General features: G+C 73.2%; 13 protein-coding genes. 9 read left to right on the forward strand and 4 right to left on the reverse strand.

The annotated features are described in order from the left end of the window. Positions 1-5 precede the first annotated feature (5 nt). The gene (locus KBX00_RS26735) at positions 6-614 is read left to right on the forward strand and encodes a hypothetical protein (RefSeq protein WP_210830829.1); all 609 of its coding nucleotides are present in this window, start codon (positions 6-8) and stop codon (positions 612-614) included. A 1-nt stretch (position 615) separates the two neighbouring features. Here KBX00_RS26735 and KBX00_RS26740 read toward each other — a convergent pair whose 3' ends face one another. Then, on the reverse strand, positions 616-1,017 hold the full coding sequence (locus KBX00_RS26740; RefSeq protein ID WP_301548682.1) for a rhodanese-like domain-containing protein: 402 nt from the start codon (positions 1,015-1,017) through the stop codon (positions 616-618). Here KBX00_RS26740 and KBX00_RS26745 point away from each other — a divergent pair. The 4 genes from KBX00_RS26745 to KBX00_RS26760 all read left to right on the forward strand — a co-directional run bounded on the left by KBX00_RS26745 (position 952) and on the right by KBX00_RS26760 (position 5,221). After that, positions 952-1,734 (forward strand): uridine kinase, encoded by a 783-nt coding sequence (locus KBX00_RS26745; protein WP_301548683.1) that lies wholly within the window; start codon positions 952-954, stop codon positions 1,732-1,734. The two genes, KBX00_RS26740 and KBX00_RS26745, sit on opposite strands and share 66 nt — an antisense overlap. Positions 1,735-1,896: 162 nt before the next feature. Then, positions 1,897-3,243 (forward strand): dipeptidase, encoded by a 1,347-nt coding sequence (locus tag KBX00_RS26750; RefSeq protein WP_210830839.1) that lies wholly within the window; start codon positions 1,897-1,899, stop codon positions 3,241-3,243. 70 nt (positions 3,244-3,313) lie between these two features. Next, a complete protein-coding gene (locus KBX00_RS26755) occupies positions 3,314-3,520 on the forward strand; it encodes a hypothetical protein (protein WP_210830831.1) in 207 nt (68 codons plus the stop codon). A gap of 114 nt (positions 3,521-3,634) precedes the next feature. Then, complete coding sequence (locus tag KBX00_RS26760) at positions 3,635-5,221, forward strand: ATP-dependent DNA ligase (RefSeq protein ID WP_210830832.1); 1,587 nt, start codon at positions 3,635-3,637, stop codon at positions 5,219-5,221. Positions 5,222-5,225: 4 nt separating this feature from the next. On the opposite strand, the gene KBX00_RS26765 is transcribed toward KBX00_RS26760, so the two are convergent. Next, entirely contained in the window at positions 5,226-6,044 is an 819-nt protein-coding gene (locus KBX00_RS26765) for an SURF1 family protein (RefSeq protein ID WP_210830833.1), read from the reverse strand. Between the two features lie 284 nt (positions 6,045-6,328). On the opposite strand from KBX00_RS26765, the gene KBX00_RS26770 reads away from it, so the two are divergent. Next, complete coding sequence (locus KBX00_RS26770; RefSeq protein ID WP_210830834.1) at positions 6,329-7,810, forward strand: cobyrinate a,c-diamide synthase; 1,482 nt, start codon at positions 6,329-6,331, stop codon at positions 7,808-7,810. A gap of 3 nt (positions 7,811-7,813) precedes the next feature. Here KBX00_RS26770 and KBX00_RS26775 read toward each other — a convergent pair whose 3' ends face one another. Next, the gene (locus tag KBX00_RS26775) at positions 7,814-9,946 is read right to left on the reverse strand and encodes a transglycosylase domain-containing protein (protein WP_210830835.1); all 2,133 of its coding nucleotides are present in this window, start codon (positions 9,944-9,946) and stop codon (positions 7,814-7,816) included. Between the two features lie 121 nt (positions 9,947-10,067). Here KBX00_RS26775 and cobC point away from each other — a divergent pair, with 121 nt between their 5' ends. The 3 genes from cobC (at position 10,068) to cobA (ending at position 13,615) form a co-directional block, all read left to right on the forward strand. Continuing rightward, positions 10,068-11,153 (forward strand): Rv2231c family pyridoxal phosphate-dependent protein CobC, encoded by a 1,086-nt coding sequence (gene cobC, locus KBX00_RS26780; RefSeq protein WP_210830836.1) that lies wholly within the window; start codon positions 10,068-10,070, stop codon positions 11,151-11,153. Next, the gene (gene cobT / locus KBX00_RS26785) at positions 11,153-12,250 is read left to right on the forward strand and encodes a nicotinate-nucleotide--dimethylbenzimidazole phosphoribosyltransferase (RefSeq protein WP_210830840.1); all 1,098 of its coding nucleotides are present in this window, start codon (positions 11,153-11,155) and stop codon (positions 12,248-12,250) included. The genes cobC and cobT overlap by 1 nt, the downstream gene beginning before the upstream one ends. Before the next feature lie 126 nt (positions 12,251-12,376). Next, positions 12,377-13,615 (forward strand): uroporphyrinogen-III C-methyltransferase, encoded by a 1,239-nt coding sequence (cobA, locus tag KBX00_RS26790; RefSeq protein ID WP_210830837.1) that lies wholly within the window; start codon positions 12,377-12,379, stop codon positions 13,613-13,615. Positions 13,616-13,992: 377 nt separating this feature from the next. On the opposite strand, the gene KBX00_RS26795 is transcribed toward cobA, so the two are convergent. After that, positions 13,993-14,586, reverse strand: a complete 594-nt coding sequence (locus tag KBX00_RS26795) for a hypothetical protein (RefSeq protein WP_210830841.1) — start codon at positions 14,584-14,586, stop codon at positions 13,993-13,995. Between the last annotated feature and the right edge of the window lie 24 nt (positions 14,587-14,610).

The following is a 14,610-nucleotide window of genomic DNA, read 5'->3' on the forward strand; positions in this document are numbered from 1 at the left end:
TCGTGGTGGTCGATACCCGTCGCCGAAGTCGGCTCGTCCTGCTGCTCCCGGTCGTGCTCGTCGGCTGCGCCGGCACCGCCACCCCGGCACCCAGCTCACCCCCATCACCCGCCGCGTCTTACCGCCTGGTGGACGACCTCTGCACCGAGCTCGACCACCAGCCGCTGATCGACGTGGCCGGCGGGACGACGCGGGTACGGGACCGCCCCGACCGGCCGGACCGCAAGAGCTGCGTACTCAGCGCGGTGTCGGATGACCCCCTGGCGATCCACGCGGTCACCATCACCATGCTGGTCGCAGATTCGACGACAGCGGCCCGTGAGTCGCTGGGCGGTCCGCCGCCCGCCGGAGCGCAGGGCATCGCCCGGGAGGTCAGCGGGGTCGGCGACGGCGCCTGGGTGTCGATCCCACTGGCCAACGGCCCGATCACCGATCCACCGGAGCCCTACGACGGGCCGGTGGACAGCCGGCTCTCGATGGCGGCGGCGATGGCGGGAACGGCCGTGGTCCATTTGCAGCTCAACTTCATCGCGGCGCAGGTGCCGAACGAGGCCCAGACCGAGGAACTGGCGATGGAGTATGCCCGGCAAACCCTGGCCCTGATGACCTACTGAATCAGGGGCGGACGTCGGCGGGCTGGTCGGAGAAGGGCAGGCCCGCCGACCGCCACGCCTCCACCCCGCCGATCATGTCGGTTGCCCGGTGCAGGCCCAGGGCACGCAGGCTCGCGGCGGCGAGACTGGAGCTGTATCCCTGCCGGCACAGCACGACGATCTCCAGGTCGTACCCGGTCGCCTCGGGGATCCGCCAGTCGCTGGCCGGGTCGAGCCGCCACTCCAGCACCGTCCGGTCGATCACGATGACGCCGGGCAGGTCGCCCTGCTCCCGGCGCTGCGCGTCGGTGCGTGTGTCGATCACGAGCGCCCCCCGGGTCGCGGCCTGCACCGTCTCCTGCGGGGTCAGTCGGTTCATGCCCGCACGGGCCTGCTCCAGCAACGCCTCGACACCGGGACTCATCACGGAATGGGACACGCCACGAGCATGCCGTCCGGTGCGCGGCTGCGCGATCCGAAGTGGCCTGGGACAACCCGATCGGTAACGTCGGTGTCCGTGGTGGCGGTCTTCGAGGCGTACGCCGGGCTGGCTCGACGGGTGCTGGCGGGGCCGGCCCGGCTGGGGCGTACCCGGTTGGTGGCCGTCGACGGGCCCAGCGGCGCGGGCAAGACGGTCTTCGCGGCGCGCCTGGCCGACGCCCTCGCCGGTGCGACGCCGCAGGCGACCCGGCCACCGGTGGTGCACACCGACGACCTGCTCGACGGGTGGGACGACCAGCTCACCTTCTGGGTGCGGTTGGAGGAGCAGGTCCTGGCACCGGTACGCGCCGGGCAGCCTGGCGCCTACCGGCGCTACAGCTGGGTGCGCCGGCGCTTCCTGCCCACCCCGGTGCCGGTCCCGGTCGCGCCGGTGCTGATCGTGGAGGGGGTCAGCGCGGCCCGGACCGCCACCGTGGCGGACCTGACCCTGGCGGTCTTCGTCACCGCCCCGCAGCCGCTGCGGCTGGACCGGGCGGTGACCCGCGACGGCCCGACCATCCTGCCGGAGCTGCGTCGGTGGCACGTCACCGAACGCGCCCACTTCGCGGCCGACGGCACCGAGGCCCGCGCCGACCTGGTCGTCGACGGCGCACCCGCCCTGCCGCACGCCGCCGAGCGCTACTACTGCCGACGCGGCTGACGACAACCGACACCCGGCGGTGCCACCAGCGGCAGGGGCGTCGTCCCGCGCCGCCGCTGTTCCGGCAGGTCGGGTCCGGGCTGCCAGGTGGTCCGGCCTGCCCCCGCCGACGGCGACGTCCGGTAAGGCCGGCATACGATGCCGGTCATGACCACACCGATCATGACCGAGTCCGACCTGCGGGAGGCCGTCGCGCGGGAACTGCCCGGCGTACGGGCCGACCTGGAGCGCCTCGTCCGCATTCCCGGCATCGCCTTCGACGGCTTCGACCACGCGCACGTGGAGCGCTCCGCCGAGGCGGTGGCCGAGTTGCTGCGCGGCTGCGGCCTCGACGTGGAGGTGGCGCGGGCCGGTGGTCAGCCCGCGGTGATCGGCCGGAAAGCGGCACCACCCGGTGCCCCGACGGTGATGCTCTACGCCCACCACGACGTGCAGCCGATCGGCGACCGCATGTTGTGGGAGTCCGACCCGTTCGAGCTGGTGGAGCGCGACGGCCGGCTGTACGGGCGGGGTGCCGCCGACGACAAGGCCGGCATCATGGCGCACGTCGCGGCGCTGCGCGCGTACGGCGATCGGCTGCCGGTCGGCGTGGTCGTGTTCGTCGAGGGCGAGGAGGAGTACGGCTCCGACTCCCTGGAGCGGCTGCTCGCCGAGCACCGGGAGAAGCTCACCGCCGACGTCATCGTGATCGCCGACTCGACCAACTGGGATGTCGGCGTGCCGGCGCTGACCACGTCGTTGCGCGGCATCGTCAACTGCTTCGTGGAGGTGCGCACGCTGGAGCACGCCGTGCACAGCGGCATGTTCGGCGGTGCCGTTCCGGACGCGCTCACCACGCTGGTCCGGCTGCTCGCCACGCTGCACGACGACGCCGGGAACGTGGCGGTGGCCGAACTGGTCGGCCGGGAGGCGGCCCGCGTCGACTACCCCGAGGACCGGTTCCGCGCCGAGGCCGGGCTGGCCGAGGGCGTGCGGCTGTTCGGCACCGGCCGGATCACCGACCGGTTGTGGACCAAGCCGGCGCTCGCCGTGCTCGGCATCGACGCCCCGGCCACCGGCGAGGCGCCGAACGCGCTGGTTCCGGCGGCCAAGGCCAAGATCAGCGTACGGCTGGCGCCGGGCGACGAACCGAAGCGGGCGTACGCGGCGCTGCGCGCCCACCTGGAGCAGCACGCACCGTGGGGCGCGCAGGTCGAGGTGACCTTCGAGCACGACGGTGCCCCCTGCGTCATCGACGCCAGCGGCCCGATGTTCGACGCGGCCCGATCGGCCTTCCGGACCGCCTGGGACGGCACCGACGCGGTGGAGATCGGGGTCGGCGGCTCCATTCCGTTCATCGCCACCTTCCAGGAGATGTTCCCGCAGGCGGCGATCCTGGTGACCGGAGTGGAGGACCCGCACGCCCGAGCCCACGGGCCGAACGAGAGCCTGCACCTCGGCGAGTTCGCCCGGGTCTGCCTCGCCGAGGCGTTGTTGCTGGCCAGAGTGGCTGAGGTGGGTCGCGGGTGAACCCGTAACCTCGCACCGACGGTAGCCGTTTCCGGTGTGTCGGGCGCGGGACTGTTGTAGCCTCTCGAACATGCGTACGAACGAGGTTCTGGCCCGCCTGGAGGCCGCCGTCATCGCTCTGGGGGACGTCGACGTCTCCGCGTGGCCCGAGGACACGCTCAAGGAACAGCTCGGCGAGTTGTCCGCCGCCCTGGTCGCCCTGGATGCGTCACTGTCGCGCATCGCGGACGGTGTCCGCGCCCGGGGGCTGCGGGTCGAGGAACCGGTCCCGGCCTGACATCGGCGACCGCCGGCCGGTGGGGTGGCTGCCGGGGACCACAGGAGATGTCCCGCCGGTCGGGTCCGTCCGCAGGTGGCGCCGGTTGTCGGTGGTGGCTGGCAGGATGAGATCGTGCGGTTTCTGGACCTGGCTGCCACCTCCGCGGCCGTCGGCGCCACCAGCGGTCGTCGGGCCAAGGTGGAGCTGCTCGCCGATGCCCTGCGGCGGCTCGACCCGAGCGAGGTGGCGGCGGGCTCCGGCTGGCTCGCCGGCGAGCTGCGCCAGCGGCAGACCGGGGTCGGCTGGGCCAGCCTGCGCGACCTGCCCCCGCCGGCAACCGAACCGACGCTCAGCGTGTCGGCGGTCGACGCCGCGATCGACGAGATCGCGGCCGTGCACGGCGCGGGCTCGCAGGCTCGGCGGCGGGCCCTGGTGCACGCCCTCTACGCGGCCGCCACCGTCGACGAGCAGCGCCTGCTGACCGGTCTGTTCCTCGGCGAGTTGCGGCACGGCGCCCAGGCCGGGCTGCTCGCCGACGCGATCGCCCGGGCCGCCGGGGTGCCCGTCGCCGTGGTACGCCGGGCGCTGCTGCTCGCCGGTGACCTGCGGGCGGTGGCGGTGGCCGCCCTCGGCGGCGGGGCGAGCGCGCTGGCCGAGTTCGGCCTGCGGGTGGGCCGGCCCCTGGCGCCGATGCTGGCGCAGAGCGCGTCCACCGTCGACGAGGCGCTCGCCGCCACCGGGGTGCCCGCCGTGGTCGACGTGAAGCTCGACGGCATCCGCATCCAGGTGCACCGCAGTGGTTCCGACATCGCCGTCTTCTCCCGCAGCCTCGACGAGATCACCACCCGGGTGCCCGAGGTGGTCGCCGCCGTGCGTGCCCTGCCCGCCCGGGAGATCGTCCTCGACGGGGAGGCCATCGGGCTGGACGCCACCGGCCGGCCGCTGCCGTTCCAGCAGACGTCGAGTGCCGCCGCCCGCCGGGCCGGGTCCGCCGGTCCCGCCGCCGGGGCACCGGTCGCACCGGCGGTGCGCGCCGCCGCCGAGCGCACCGGCGAGACTGTGCTCACGCCGTACTTCTTCGACCTGCTGCACCTCGACGGGGTGGATCTGATCGACCTGCCGGGCCGGGAGCGGTGGGCGGCGCTGCGCGGCACGGCCGACGCGGCGCTGCTGGTCGGGCGGGTGGAGGTGGACGACCCGGAGCGGGCCGGCGAGGCATTCGCCGCCGCACTCGACGCCGGGCAGGAGGGCGTGGTGGTCAAGGCGCCCGACGCGCCCTACGACGCCGGCCGGCGCGGCGCCGCCTGGGTCAAGGTGAAGCCCCGGCACACCCTCGACCTGGTGGTGCTCGCCGTGGAGTGGGGCAGCGGCCGACGCACCGGATGGTTGTCGAACCTGCACCTGGGTGCCCGCGACCCGGGCACCGGCGGGTTCGTGATGCTCGGCAAGACCTTCAAGGGCCTCACCGACGATCTGCTGCGCTGGCAGACCGAGCGCTTCCTCGGCCTCGCCGTGGATCGCGGAGACTGGGTCGTCCGGGTCCGACCCGAGCAGGTCGTGGAGATCGCCTTCGACGGGGTGCAGAGCAGCTCGCGCTATCCCGGTGGGGTGGCCCTGCGGTTCGCCCGGGTGGTCCGCTACCGGGACGACAAGACCGCAGCCGAGGCCGACACCATCGACGCCGTCCGGGCGATCCACGCGGGCCGGCCGCCCGGCTGACTGGTCAGGTGACGGCGGGGGTGCCGGAGTCCGCGGCCCGGTCGCGGGGACGTTCGTCGACCACACCGGCGAGCCGGCGGGCCTCGCGGCGGGCGACCCAGCCGTAGCCGGCCAGGGTCATCACCGCGAAGATCCACCACTGCACGACGTAGCCGAGGTTCTGCCAGTTGTTGGTGTGGCCGATCGGCACCGCCCGGAACGTCGGGTCGGCGGCCGGAGTCTGCTCGTCGAGAAGCACGTACGCGCCGTGCACCGGGTACGGCAACTCGCCGGCGAGTTGAGGCACGGACACCCGCCGGCTTTCCAGCCGGCCCTCGCGGCGGGACACCTTGGCGTCGCCGCTCTCGCTGGCGTGCACCCGACCCTCGACGGTCACCTCACCCGCCGGTGCCGGTGGCACGTCCGGCTGTGCCACCGCCCCACCCGGTGCGGGTGGGATCCAGCCCCGGTCCACCAGGACGGCGGTGCCGTCGGTCAGCACCAGCGGGGTGACCACCTCGAAGCCGACCCGGCCCTCAGCCGTGCGGCCCCGGACCAGGACGATGTTGTCGGTGTCGTACCGGCCGGTCACGGTGACCCGGGTGAAGGTCCGCTCCTCCGGCGGGGGCGCACCGACCGTGCCCGGGCCGCCGGTCGGCGCGGGCAGTGCCTCGCGCAGCGGCACGGGATCCATCCGCAGGCCGGCGTCGATGCGTTCGTTGATCGCCGTCCGGCCGTGGTAGCGGTCCAGCTGCCAGTTGCCGAGCAGCACCATCACCGTGGCGGCGGCCAGCGCCAGCACGAGCAGGCCCAGCCAGCGCGGGGTCAGCAGGAACCGGTACACGCCACGAGGTTACCCGTGTGACCGCCGCCACTGTGGCTGACCGTCGCGGCGTCCGCGCGCCGTCGTCCGCCCCGAACCGCCGCAGGCAGCGGCCCCGGCCGGAAACGGGCGGCGGAGACCTCGCCGTGGCGGAGCGTACCCGCGTCGGGGCGGTCCGCCACCGACTGGCTGACCTGGCCCGGACGGGGTGGCGCAGGGTGCGTGTACGGCGTCCGGTTCAGCTATCGTCACGCGGGCGGAGCGCGCCGACGGTCGGCACGCCGACCGCTCGCGAGGAGTCGATGATGACCGTCGTGCCGCGTCTGGTGCTCAGTGCCCCCTCCTCCGGACACGGCAAGAACGCGCTGGCGATCGGCCTGCTCGCCGCGTTCGCCGACCGGGGTGTCGACGTGGCCGGCTTCAAGATCGGCCCCGATCAGGTGGATGCCGCCTACCTCGGCCTGGCCAGCGGTCGACCGGGGCGCACCCTGGACCCACGGCTGGTGGGCACCGACCGCGTCGCCCCGCTGCTGCTGCACGGTGCGCAGGGCACGGACCTCGCCGTGGTGCAGGGCAGCATGGGCCTGTACGACAGCCTGACCGGCCGGAGCGAGACCGAGTCGACCGCCGCCGTCGCCACCGCGCTGCGCAGCCCGGTGGTGCTGGTGGTCGACGTCGCCGCGATGGGCCAGTCGGTGGCCGCCCTGGTGCACGGCTTCCGGGCGTACGACGAGCAGTTGTGGATCGGCGGCGTGATCCTCAACCGGGTCGCCTCCGCACGGCACGAGGCGCTGTTGCGTGAGGCGCTCGACGACATCGGCATTCCGGTCTACGGCGCGCTGCGCCGCCAGGATCTGCCCTCGGTGCTGCCGTCCCGCCGGCACGGCGTGGTGCCGGTGCTCGAAGGCGCCGACGAGGCCACCCGGGCGGTCCGGCGGTTGGGTGAGGCGGTGACCGCCACGGTCGACCTGGAGCGGCTGCTCGGGCTGGCCCGCTCGGCGCCGGCGCTGGGCGTGCCGCAATGGTCGCCGCAGAGCACCGCCGAGGCCGCCCCGGCCCGGCCCGCCGGGGGCGCCCCGCCGGTCGTGGCGTTGCTCGGCGGACCGGGTGGCAGCTTCAGCCACGCCGAGACGGCCGAGCTGCTGCGGGCCGCCGGTGCGGAGGTGATGACACTCGACCCGTTCGCCGACGAGGTGCTGCCGGCCGGCACCCGGGCCCTGGTGGTCGGCGGGGCGTTGCCCGAGTCGTACGCGGAGCAGCTCTCCGCCAACCGGCGGCTGTGCATCGCGGTCGCCGAGCTGGCCCGTACCGGCCGGCCGGTGGTCGCCGAGGGCGCCGGCCTGCTCTGGCTGGCCCGCGAACTCGACGGGCTGCCGATGTGCGGGGTGATCGACGCGATCGGCAGCCTGCGGGACGGGCTGGTGGTCGGCTACCGGGAGGCGACCGCGCAGGGCGACAGTGTGGTTGCCACCCGTGGCGAGGTGGTGACCGGGCACAAGGAGCACCGGGCGGTGCTGACTCCCCGGGGCGGGCAGCGCCCGGCGTGGAGCTGGCCGGGGGGCGCGCCGGAGGGGTTCATCTGGCGGGGCGTGCACGCCTCCCAGCTCGTGCCGCACTGGGCCGCGTACCCACAGATCGCGACGCGGTTGGTGGCCGCCGCTGCGGCCGAGCCGGCCACGGTCCCGGTCGGGCCCGCCGGCGGTGTCCCGGCCGGGCCGGCGGGTGTCGTCCCGGGCGACCCGGCCGGTGTGGTGGCGTCCGGGCCGGCCGCCGGGCCGTCGGCCTGAGCATCAACCGACGATCCGGTCCGACGGTGGGACGAAGTCCCGGACGGGTTTGCCCTTCAAGGCGTCGCGGAGGGTGTTCGACACCGCCGCGATCGGGATCTGGGACTGGCCGTCACCCACGGCGTTGAAGGGATTGTCGGGGTCGGAGATGAAGCTGGCCGCCGCCAGCTCCGGCGTGTAGCCGACGAACCAGGCGGATCGGGTGCTGTCCGTGGTACCGGTCTTGCCGGCCACCGGGCGGCCCACCGTGCCGCGCACGCTGTCCGCCGTGGACCAGCCCCCGCAACTGCCCTTGGCCGGGGTGTCGCCGGTGGGGCAGCGGGCGGCGTCGGTGGCGGCGCGGGCCGCGTCGGCGCTGACCACCTGGCGGCAGCGGGGCTTGGCGACCTCCCGTTCGATACCGCCGGGTGTGGTGTAGGTGGCCGGGGTGCCGTCCCGGTTGTAGATGGCGTTCACCGGCAGCGCCTCGCAGTAGCGCCCGTCGGCGGCGACCGCCGCGTAGGCGTTGGCCATCTCCAGCGGAGTGGCGTCGGAGACGCCCAGGGTGAACGCGCCCCACTTGTTGGCCTTCGCCGGGGAGGCGTGCTCCCGGTCCACGTCGGTACGCCAGCGCAGCCCCAACTGCTCGGCGAGCCGGACGGCCCGTTCCGCCCCGACCTGCTCCTCCAGCCAGACGAAGTAGGTGTTCACCGATTTGCCGAAGCCGGACCACATGGTCTGCGTACCGCTCATCGCACCGCTGGCGTTCGAGGGCTGCCAGCCGTCGTAGACCTCGGAGCGGTAGCTGTGCGGCGCGTTGAATGTGGTGTTGAGCGGCATGCCGGCGTCGAGGGCGGCCAGCATGGGAAACATCTTGAACGTCGAGCCGGCCTGGTAGCCGGGCAGGTCACCGCCGCCCATCAGCGGCGCCACGGTGTTCGGGTAGTTGGCCCGCACCTCCGGACCCGCCTCCGGGTTGGAGCTGAGCGGGTTCTCGTCGACCTTGAGCGAGTAGGTGCGGTTCACCGCCATCGCCTTGACCCGCCCGGTGCCGGGCTCGGAGACCACGATGCCGTTGGCGAACGGGCTGCCGGTGTTGCCCTCGGTGCCGACGTTCTTCTCCGCCGCCGCCTGGATCTTCGGATCCATGCTGAGCACGATCCGGTAGCCGCCCCGGCGCAGCTTGTCCAACCGCTGGAGTCGGTTCTTCCCGAACGCCGGCTGGGCGCTCCACCAGTTCTTCAGGTAGTCGCAGAGGAAACCCCAGCTGTTCCACTTCTCGGGCACCGCCGCGCAGTCGTTGGGCGGGTAGGTCAGTCGGAGCCGGATCGGCTCGCCCTTCGCCGCCTGGGCGGAGTCCGGTGAGAGATAGCCGAGACGGGCCATGTTGTCCAGCACGTAGTTGCGTCGGGCGGTGGCCTCCTTCTGGTCCGAACTGGCCGGGTCGTACTGGGAGGGTGACTTCACCAGCCCGGCGAGGGTGGCCGCCTCGACGGCGGTCAGCTCCTTCGGGGTCTTCGAGAAGAAGATCTCGCTGGCGGCGTAGATGCCGTACGCGCGGTGCCCGAAGTACGCGGAGTTGAGGTACCGCTCCAGGATGTCCTCCTTGCTCAACTCCTTCTCCAGGTCGACCGCCATGCGCATCTCCTTGATCTTGCGCGTCGGGGTCTGCGCGGTGGCCTCCTGCACCTCCCTCGGGGTGGTGGCGCTGTCGCGCAGCGCCATCCGGACGTACTGCATGGTGAGCGTGGAGGCTCCCTGGGAGACACCGCTGGAGCGGGCGTTGGCCACGAAGGCGCGGGCGACACCCTTCGGGTCGACGCCGTGGTGCTGGTAGAAGCGGTTGTCCTCGGCGGCCACGATGGCCTGCTGCATGTTGGGCGAGATGTCCGAAAGCTTGGTGTACTGCCGGTACTCCTCGAAGAACATGGTCAGCACGGTCTTGCCGTCCGGCGCGTACAGGTAGGAGGTCTCGGCGGGCAGGGCGGTGGTCAGCAGCCGGGTCTTGCTCTCCACGGCGTGCGCGGTGGCCTTGGCACCGATGCCGGTCACCGCTACGGCCGGGTACGCGGCGGCGGCGACGACGATGCCGGCGATCAGCCCGGCACGGAGAAGGGGAACGAGACGACCAGCGGCAGCAAGGGGTCGGAAGCTCACACCGCCAAGTTATGACATTTCCGATTCAAGCATGAGAAATACTCATGAAGTGATGCGTGGTGATGCGGCCCACCCGCCGGGTTGCTGTCCCCCGCGCCGCCTTCCCGGCAGGATCGCGGTCATGCACGGGCAGTTGAGCACGACACCCAGGACGTCGGCGGCCGAGCCGGACCTGACCCACCACGGTGACGCCGAGGTCGCCACGGGCCTGGTCGACCTCGCCGTCAATGTGCGACGCGCCCCCCTGCCACCCTGGCTGGCCGGGCCGATCACCGCGTCGATGGCCGACCTCGCCGCGTACCCGGATCCACGCCCGGCCCGCGCCGCCGTCGCCGCCCGGCACCGTCGCCCACCGGAGGAGGTGCTGCTCACCGCCGGTGCCGCCGAGGGCTTCGTGCTGCTCGCTCAGGCACTGCGCGGGCTACGCCGGCCGGTGGTGGTGCATCCGCAGTTCACCGAGCCGGAGGCCGCGCTACGGGCAGCCGGACATTCCGTGCGGCGGGTGCTGCTGGACGCGGCGGACGGTTTCCGGCTGCACCCGGAGCGGATACCCGCCGACGCCGACCTGGTCATCATCGGCAACCCGACGAATCCCACCTCCGTGCTGCACCCGGCCGCCGACCTCGCCGCGCTGGCCCGCCCCGGTCGGGTACTCGTGGTCGACGAGGCGTTCGCCGACACCGCCGTCACGCCCGGGGTACCGGGTGAACCCGAATCGCTTGCCGCCCGCCGGGACCTGCCGGGGTTGCTTGTCGTACGCAGCCTCACCAAGACGTGGGGGCTGGCCGGGCTGCGCATCGGCTACCTGCTCGGCGAGGCCACGTTGCTGCGCCGGCTGGCCGCCGTGCAGCCGCTCTGGGCGGTGTCCACCCCGGCGCTGGCCGCCGCCACGGCCTGCGCCGGCCCCGAGGCGGTCCAGGCCGAACGGGCCATCGCCACGCAGCTCGCCGCCGACCGGGAACACCTGGTCGCGCGGCTGTCGGCGCTGCCCGGGGTACGCGTGGCCGGCCGCCCGGCCAGCGCCTTCGTGCTGGTACGGATCGCCGGCGCCGACCGGATCCGGGACCTGCTGCGGGCGCGGGGCTGGGCGGTACGCCGGGGCGACACGTTTCCCGGACTCGGTCCGGACTGGATCCGGATCGCAGTTCGGGATCGGGCGACCACCGATGCTTTCACCACGGTGCTGGCCGAGATCATGGAGGCATGATGCTGGAGAACACCATCGCGGCCGTCGGCCCGCTCGACGAGCCGGCGATGACCGCAGCACGGCAGTTGCAGGCGCGCCTCACCAAACCCGCCGGCTCGCTCGGGGTCCTGGAGGAGCTGTCCGTACGCCTCGCGGGCCTGGCCGGCGGCTGCCCGCCACCGGTGCCCGACCGGGCGGCGGTGGCGATCTTCGCCGGTGACCATGGCGTGCACGCCCAGCGGGTCACTCCCTGGCCGCAGGAGGTCACCGGGCAGATGGTCGGCAACTTCCTGGCCGGTGGAGCGGTGGTCAACACCTTCGCCCGGCAGGCGGGCGCCTCGGTGACCGTGATCGACGTCGGGGTGGCCGGGCCGCTGCCGGTTGCCGACCCCGTGGACGATGTCGACGCACCGGACAGCTTCGGACCGGCGATGCCCCGACTGGTCAGCGCACCGGTCCGGCGCGGCACCCGGGACATGACCGTCACCGCCGCGATGACCCGGCAGGAGGCGCGGGCGGCGGTCGAGGTCGGCATCGGCATCGCCGGGGACCTGGTCGACGCCGGCGCCGGAATTCTGCTCACCGGTGACATGGGGATCGCCAACACCACCCCGGCCGCCGCCCTGATCGCCGCCTTCACCGGGGTCGACGCCGTCGAGGCCACCGGCCGGGGCACCGGCGTCGACGACCCGACCTACCAGCACAAGATCGAGGTGGTGCGGGCCGCGCTGCGCCGGCACGACCCCGACCCGGAGGATCCGCTCGGTGTGCTGGCCGCTGTCGGTGGGCTGGAACACGCCGCCCTGGCCGGGTTCGTGCTCGGTGCGGCGGCGCGCCGCGTACCGGTGCTGCTGGACGGGGTGATCGCGGTCTCCGCCGCGCTCGCCGCGGCGGCCTTCGCCCCGGACTCCGTGGCGGCCATGGTCGCCGGTCACCGCTCCGCCGAACCCGGCGCGACCGTCGCGCTGCGCCGGCTCGGCCTCACCCCCCTGATCGACCTCGGACTGCGGCTCGGCGAGGGCACCGGCGCGCTGCTGGCTCTGCCCGTGGTCACCGGCGCGGTCCGGGTACTGCACGAGGTGGCCACCTTCGACTCCGCCGGAGTGGCCGAGAAGTGAGCGAGCGAACCCTTCGGACTCACGGCGCGATGCCGGGCATCGTCGGTACGCGGAGCGAGGCGGCATGAGCGAGCTGGCGAGCGAACGATCGGGCGCCTCGCGCCGCCCAATGAAGCGGGCGGCGCCATGAGCGCGAGCGCGTACCCCCTCGGGCTCCGACTGGCCGGACTCCGCGTGGTGGTGGTGGGCGGGGGAGCGGTGGCCACGCGGCGGGTTCCGGCGCTGCTCGACGCGGGCGCGGACGTCCTGCTGGTGACGCCGGAAATCACCCCGGCGCTGCGCGCGCACGTCGATGCCGGGCGGTTGCACTGGGCGTCGCGCCGGTTCGCCCCGGACGATCTCGACGGCGCGTGGCTGGTGCAGGTCGCCATCGACGACCCGGTCGCCGCCGCAGACGTCAGCGCCGCCGCCGCCGAACGTCGGATCTTCTGCGTACGTGCCGACGACCGGCACGCGGCGACGGCCTGGACCCCGGCCGTGACCCGGTACGGCCCGGTCACCGTCGCGGTGCACGGCGGCGGCGACCCACGTCGCGCGGCGAGCGTCCGCGACGCCATCCGTACCCTCCTCCAGCAGGGGAGGGAGCCGCAGGCCCCCGCCAATCACCCCGCTGGCGGGGGTGGCCGCACTGGTCGAGTCGCCCTGGTAGGTGCCGGACCCGGTGATCCGGAACTGATCACTCTCCGGGGTTGGCGGCTGCTCAACGAGGCCGACGTGGTGGTCGCCGATCGTCTGGTGCCTGGACTGCTCCTCGACGAGCTGCGCTCGGGCGTGGAACTGGTGGACGCCTCCAAGATCCCCTACGGCCCGTCCCGGACCCAGGAGGAGATCAACCGGATCTTGGTGGACCGGGCGTTGGCGGGCGCACTCGTGGTCCGGCTCAAGGGCGGTGACCCGTACGTCTTCGGCCGGGGCGGCGAGGAACTGCTGGCCTGTGCGGCGGCCGGCGTACCGGTCACCGTGGTCCCGGGGGTGACCAGTTCGATCGCCGCACCGGCCGCGGCGAGCATTCCGGTGACCCACCGGTCGGTGGCACACGAGTTCACCGTCGTGTCCGGGCACGTCGCGCCGGAATCGCCGGACTCACTGGTCCGCTGGGAGGCGCTGGCCGGTCTACGCGGCACGCTGGTGATCCTGATGGGTCTGAAGAACCTACCGTTGATCGCCAGCACGCTGCTGGCGCACGGACGGGCAGCCGCTACGCCGGCTGCGGTGATCCAGGAGGCCACCACCGGCGGTCAGCGGATCGTCCGCTCGACACTCGGCGAGGTGGCTGAGGCGGTGACCGCCGCGGGGTTGCGTCCACCGGCTGTGGTCGTGGTCGGTGACGTGGTCGAGGCACTGGGGGCGGCTGGGCTGGCCTGAGCCCTTTGCTCCTGGGGTATCGGGGTCGTGTGTCTGGCTTCTTGGGTGGTTGCGGTGGGGCTGGGGGCGACCGTGCCCGGCTTCGGGCGGTCAGGCTTGATCCCTGCGCCGGGCACGGTCGCCCCCAGCCTGACCTGGTCGGTCTCCGTGCGGGTGTGGGCCAGCCCGGGTGGGTTTGACTGTCTGCTGTCTGCTGTCTGCTGTCTGCTGTCTGCTGTCTGCTGTCTGCTGTCTGCTGTCTGGTTGATCTGGCTGTGGTCAGTTCGCGTGGTGGTGTGCAGATGCCGCTGGCCGGCACCCGGGTGTCGGGTGCCGGCCGGCGGTTCTGCTCCCCCTGTGGAGGAATGTCTTCGGTTGTTGTCTGACCGTGGTGGGGGTCAGCTGGTCCAGTGTTCGATGACGAGGTCGGCGGCCTGCTGTTCCCACTGGGCGTAGTGGTCGGGGTAGGCCGAGACCTGGACGGTCTGGGCTGCCTCGGTGAGGGGCATGTCCTGCCAGCCGTCGACCTGCTTGAGGGCCTTGAGGAAGGCCAGGGTCGAGTACTCGGGGTCGGTGATCTGCTCCACGGTGCCCCAGCCCGAGGAGGGGCGCTGCTGGAACAGGCCCTGGGAGTCGTGGTCGTTGCGGTCACCCAGGTGGCCCAGGTTCTCCAGCTTCGACTCCTGCAGGGCGGTGGCGATCGACACCACCGCGGCACGCTCGTCCATGCCGGCCTTCTTCGTCGCCGCGATGATCGCCTTCACATTCGCGGTCTGCTCGTCGTTCAGCTCGATCGTCGACTGGTTGCTGGGGGTGCCGTGGGGCAGCACCTTGCTCATGTCCGGCTTGTCAGCCCGCACCGCCGCTACCGGAGCCGGCTTGCCGGCGACCGGGGTGGTGTCGGCGTGGGCGGCCACCGGACCGGCGAACAGGCCACCGGTGAAGGCCAGACCCGCGATACCCAGCACGCTCTTCCGCAGCATCGTGTTCATGACAAAGCTCCAATTCGGGGGTCG

The organism is Micromonospora sp. C95, assembly GCF_018070465.1.
GTDB lineage: Bacteria > Actinomycetota > Actinomycetes > Mycobacteriales > Micromonosporaceae > Micromonospora.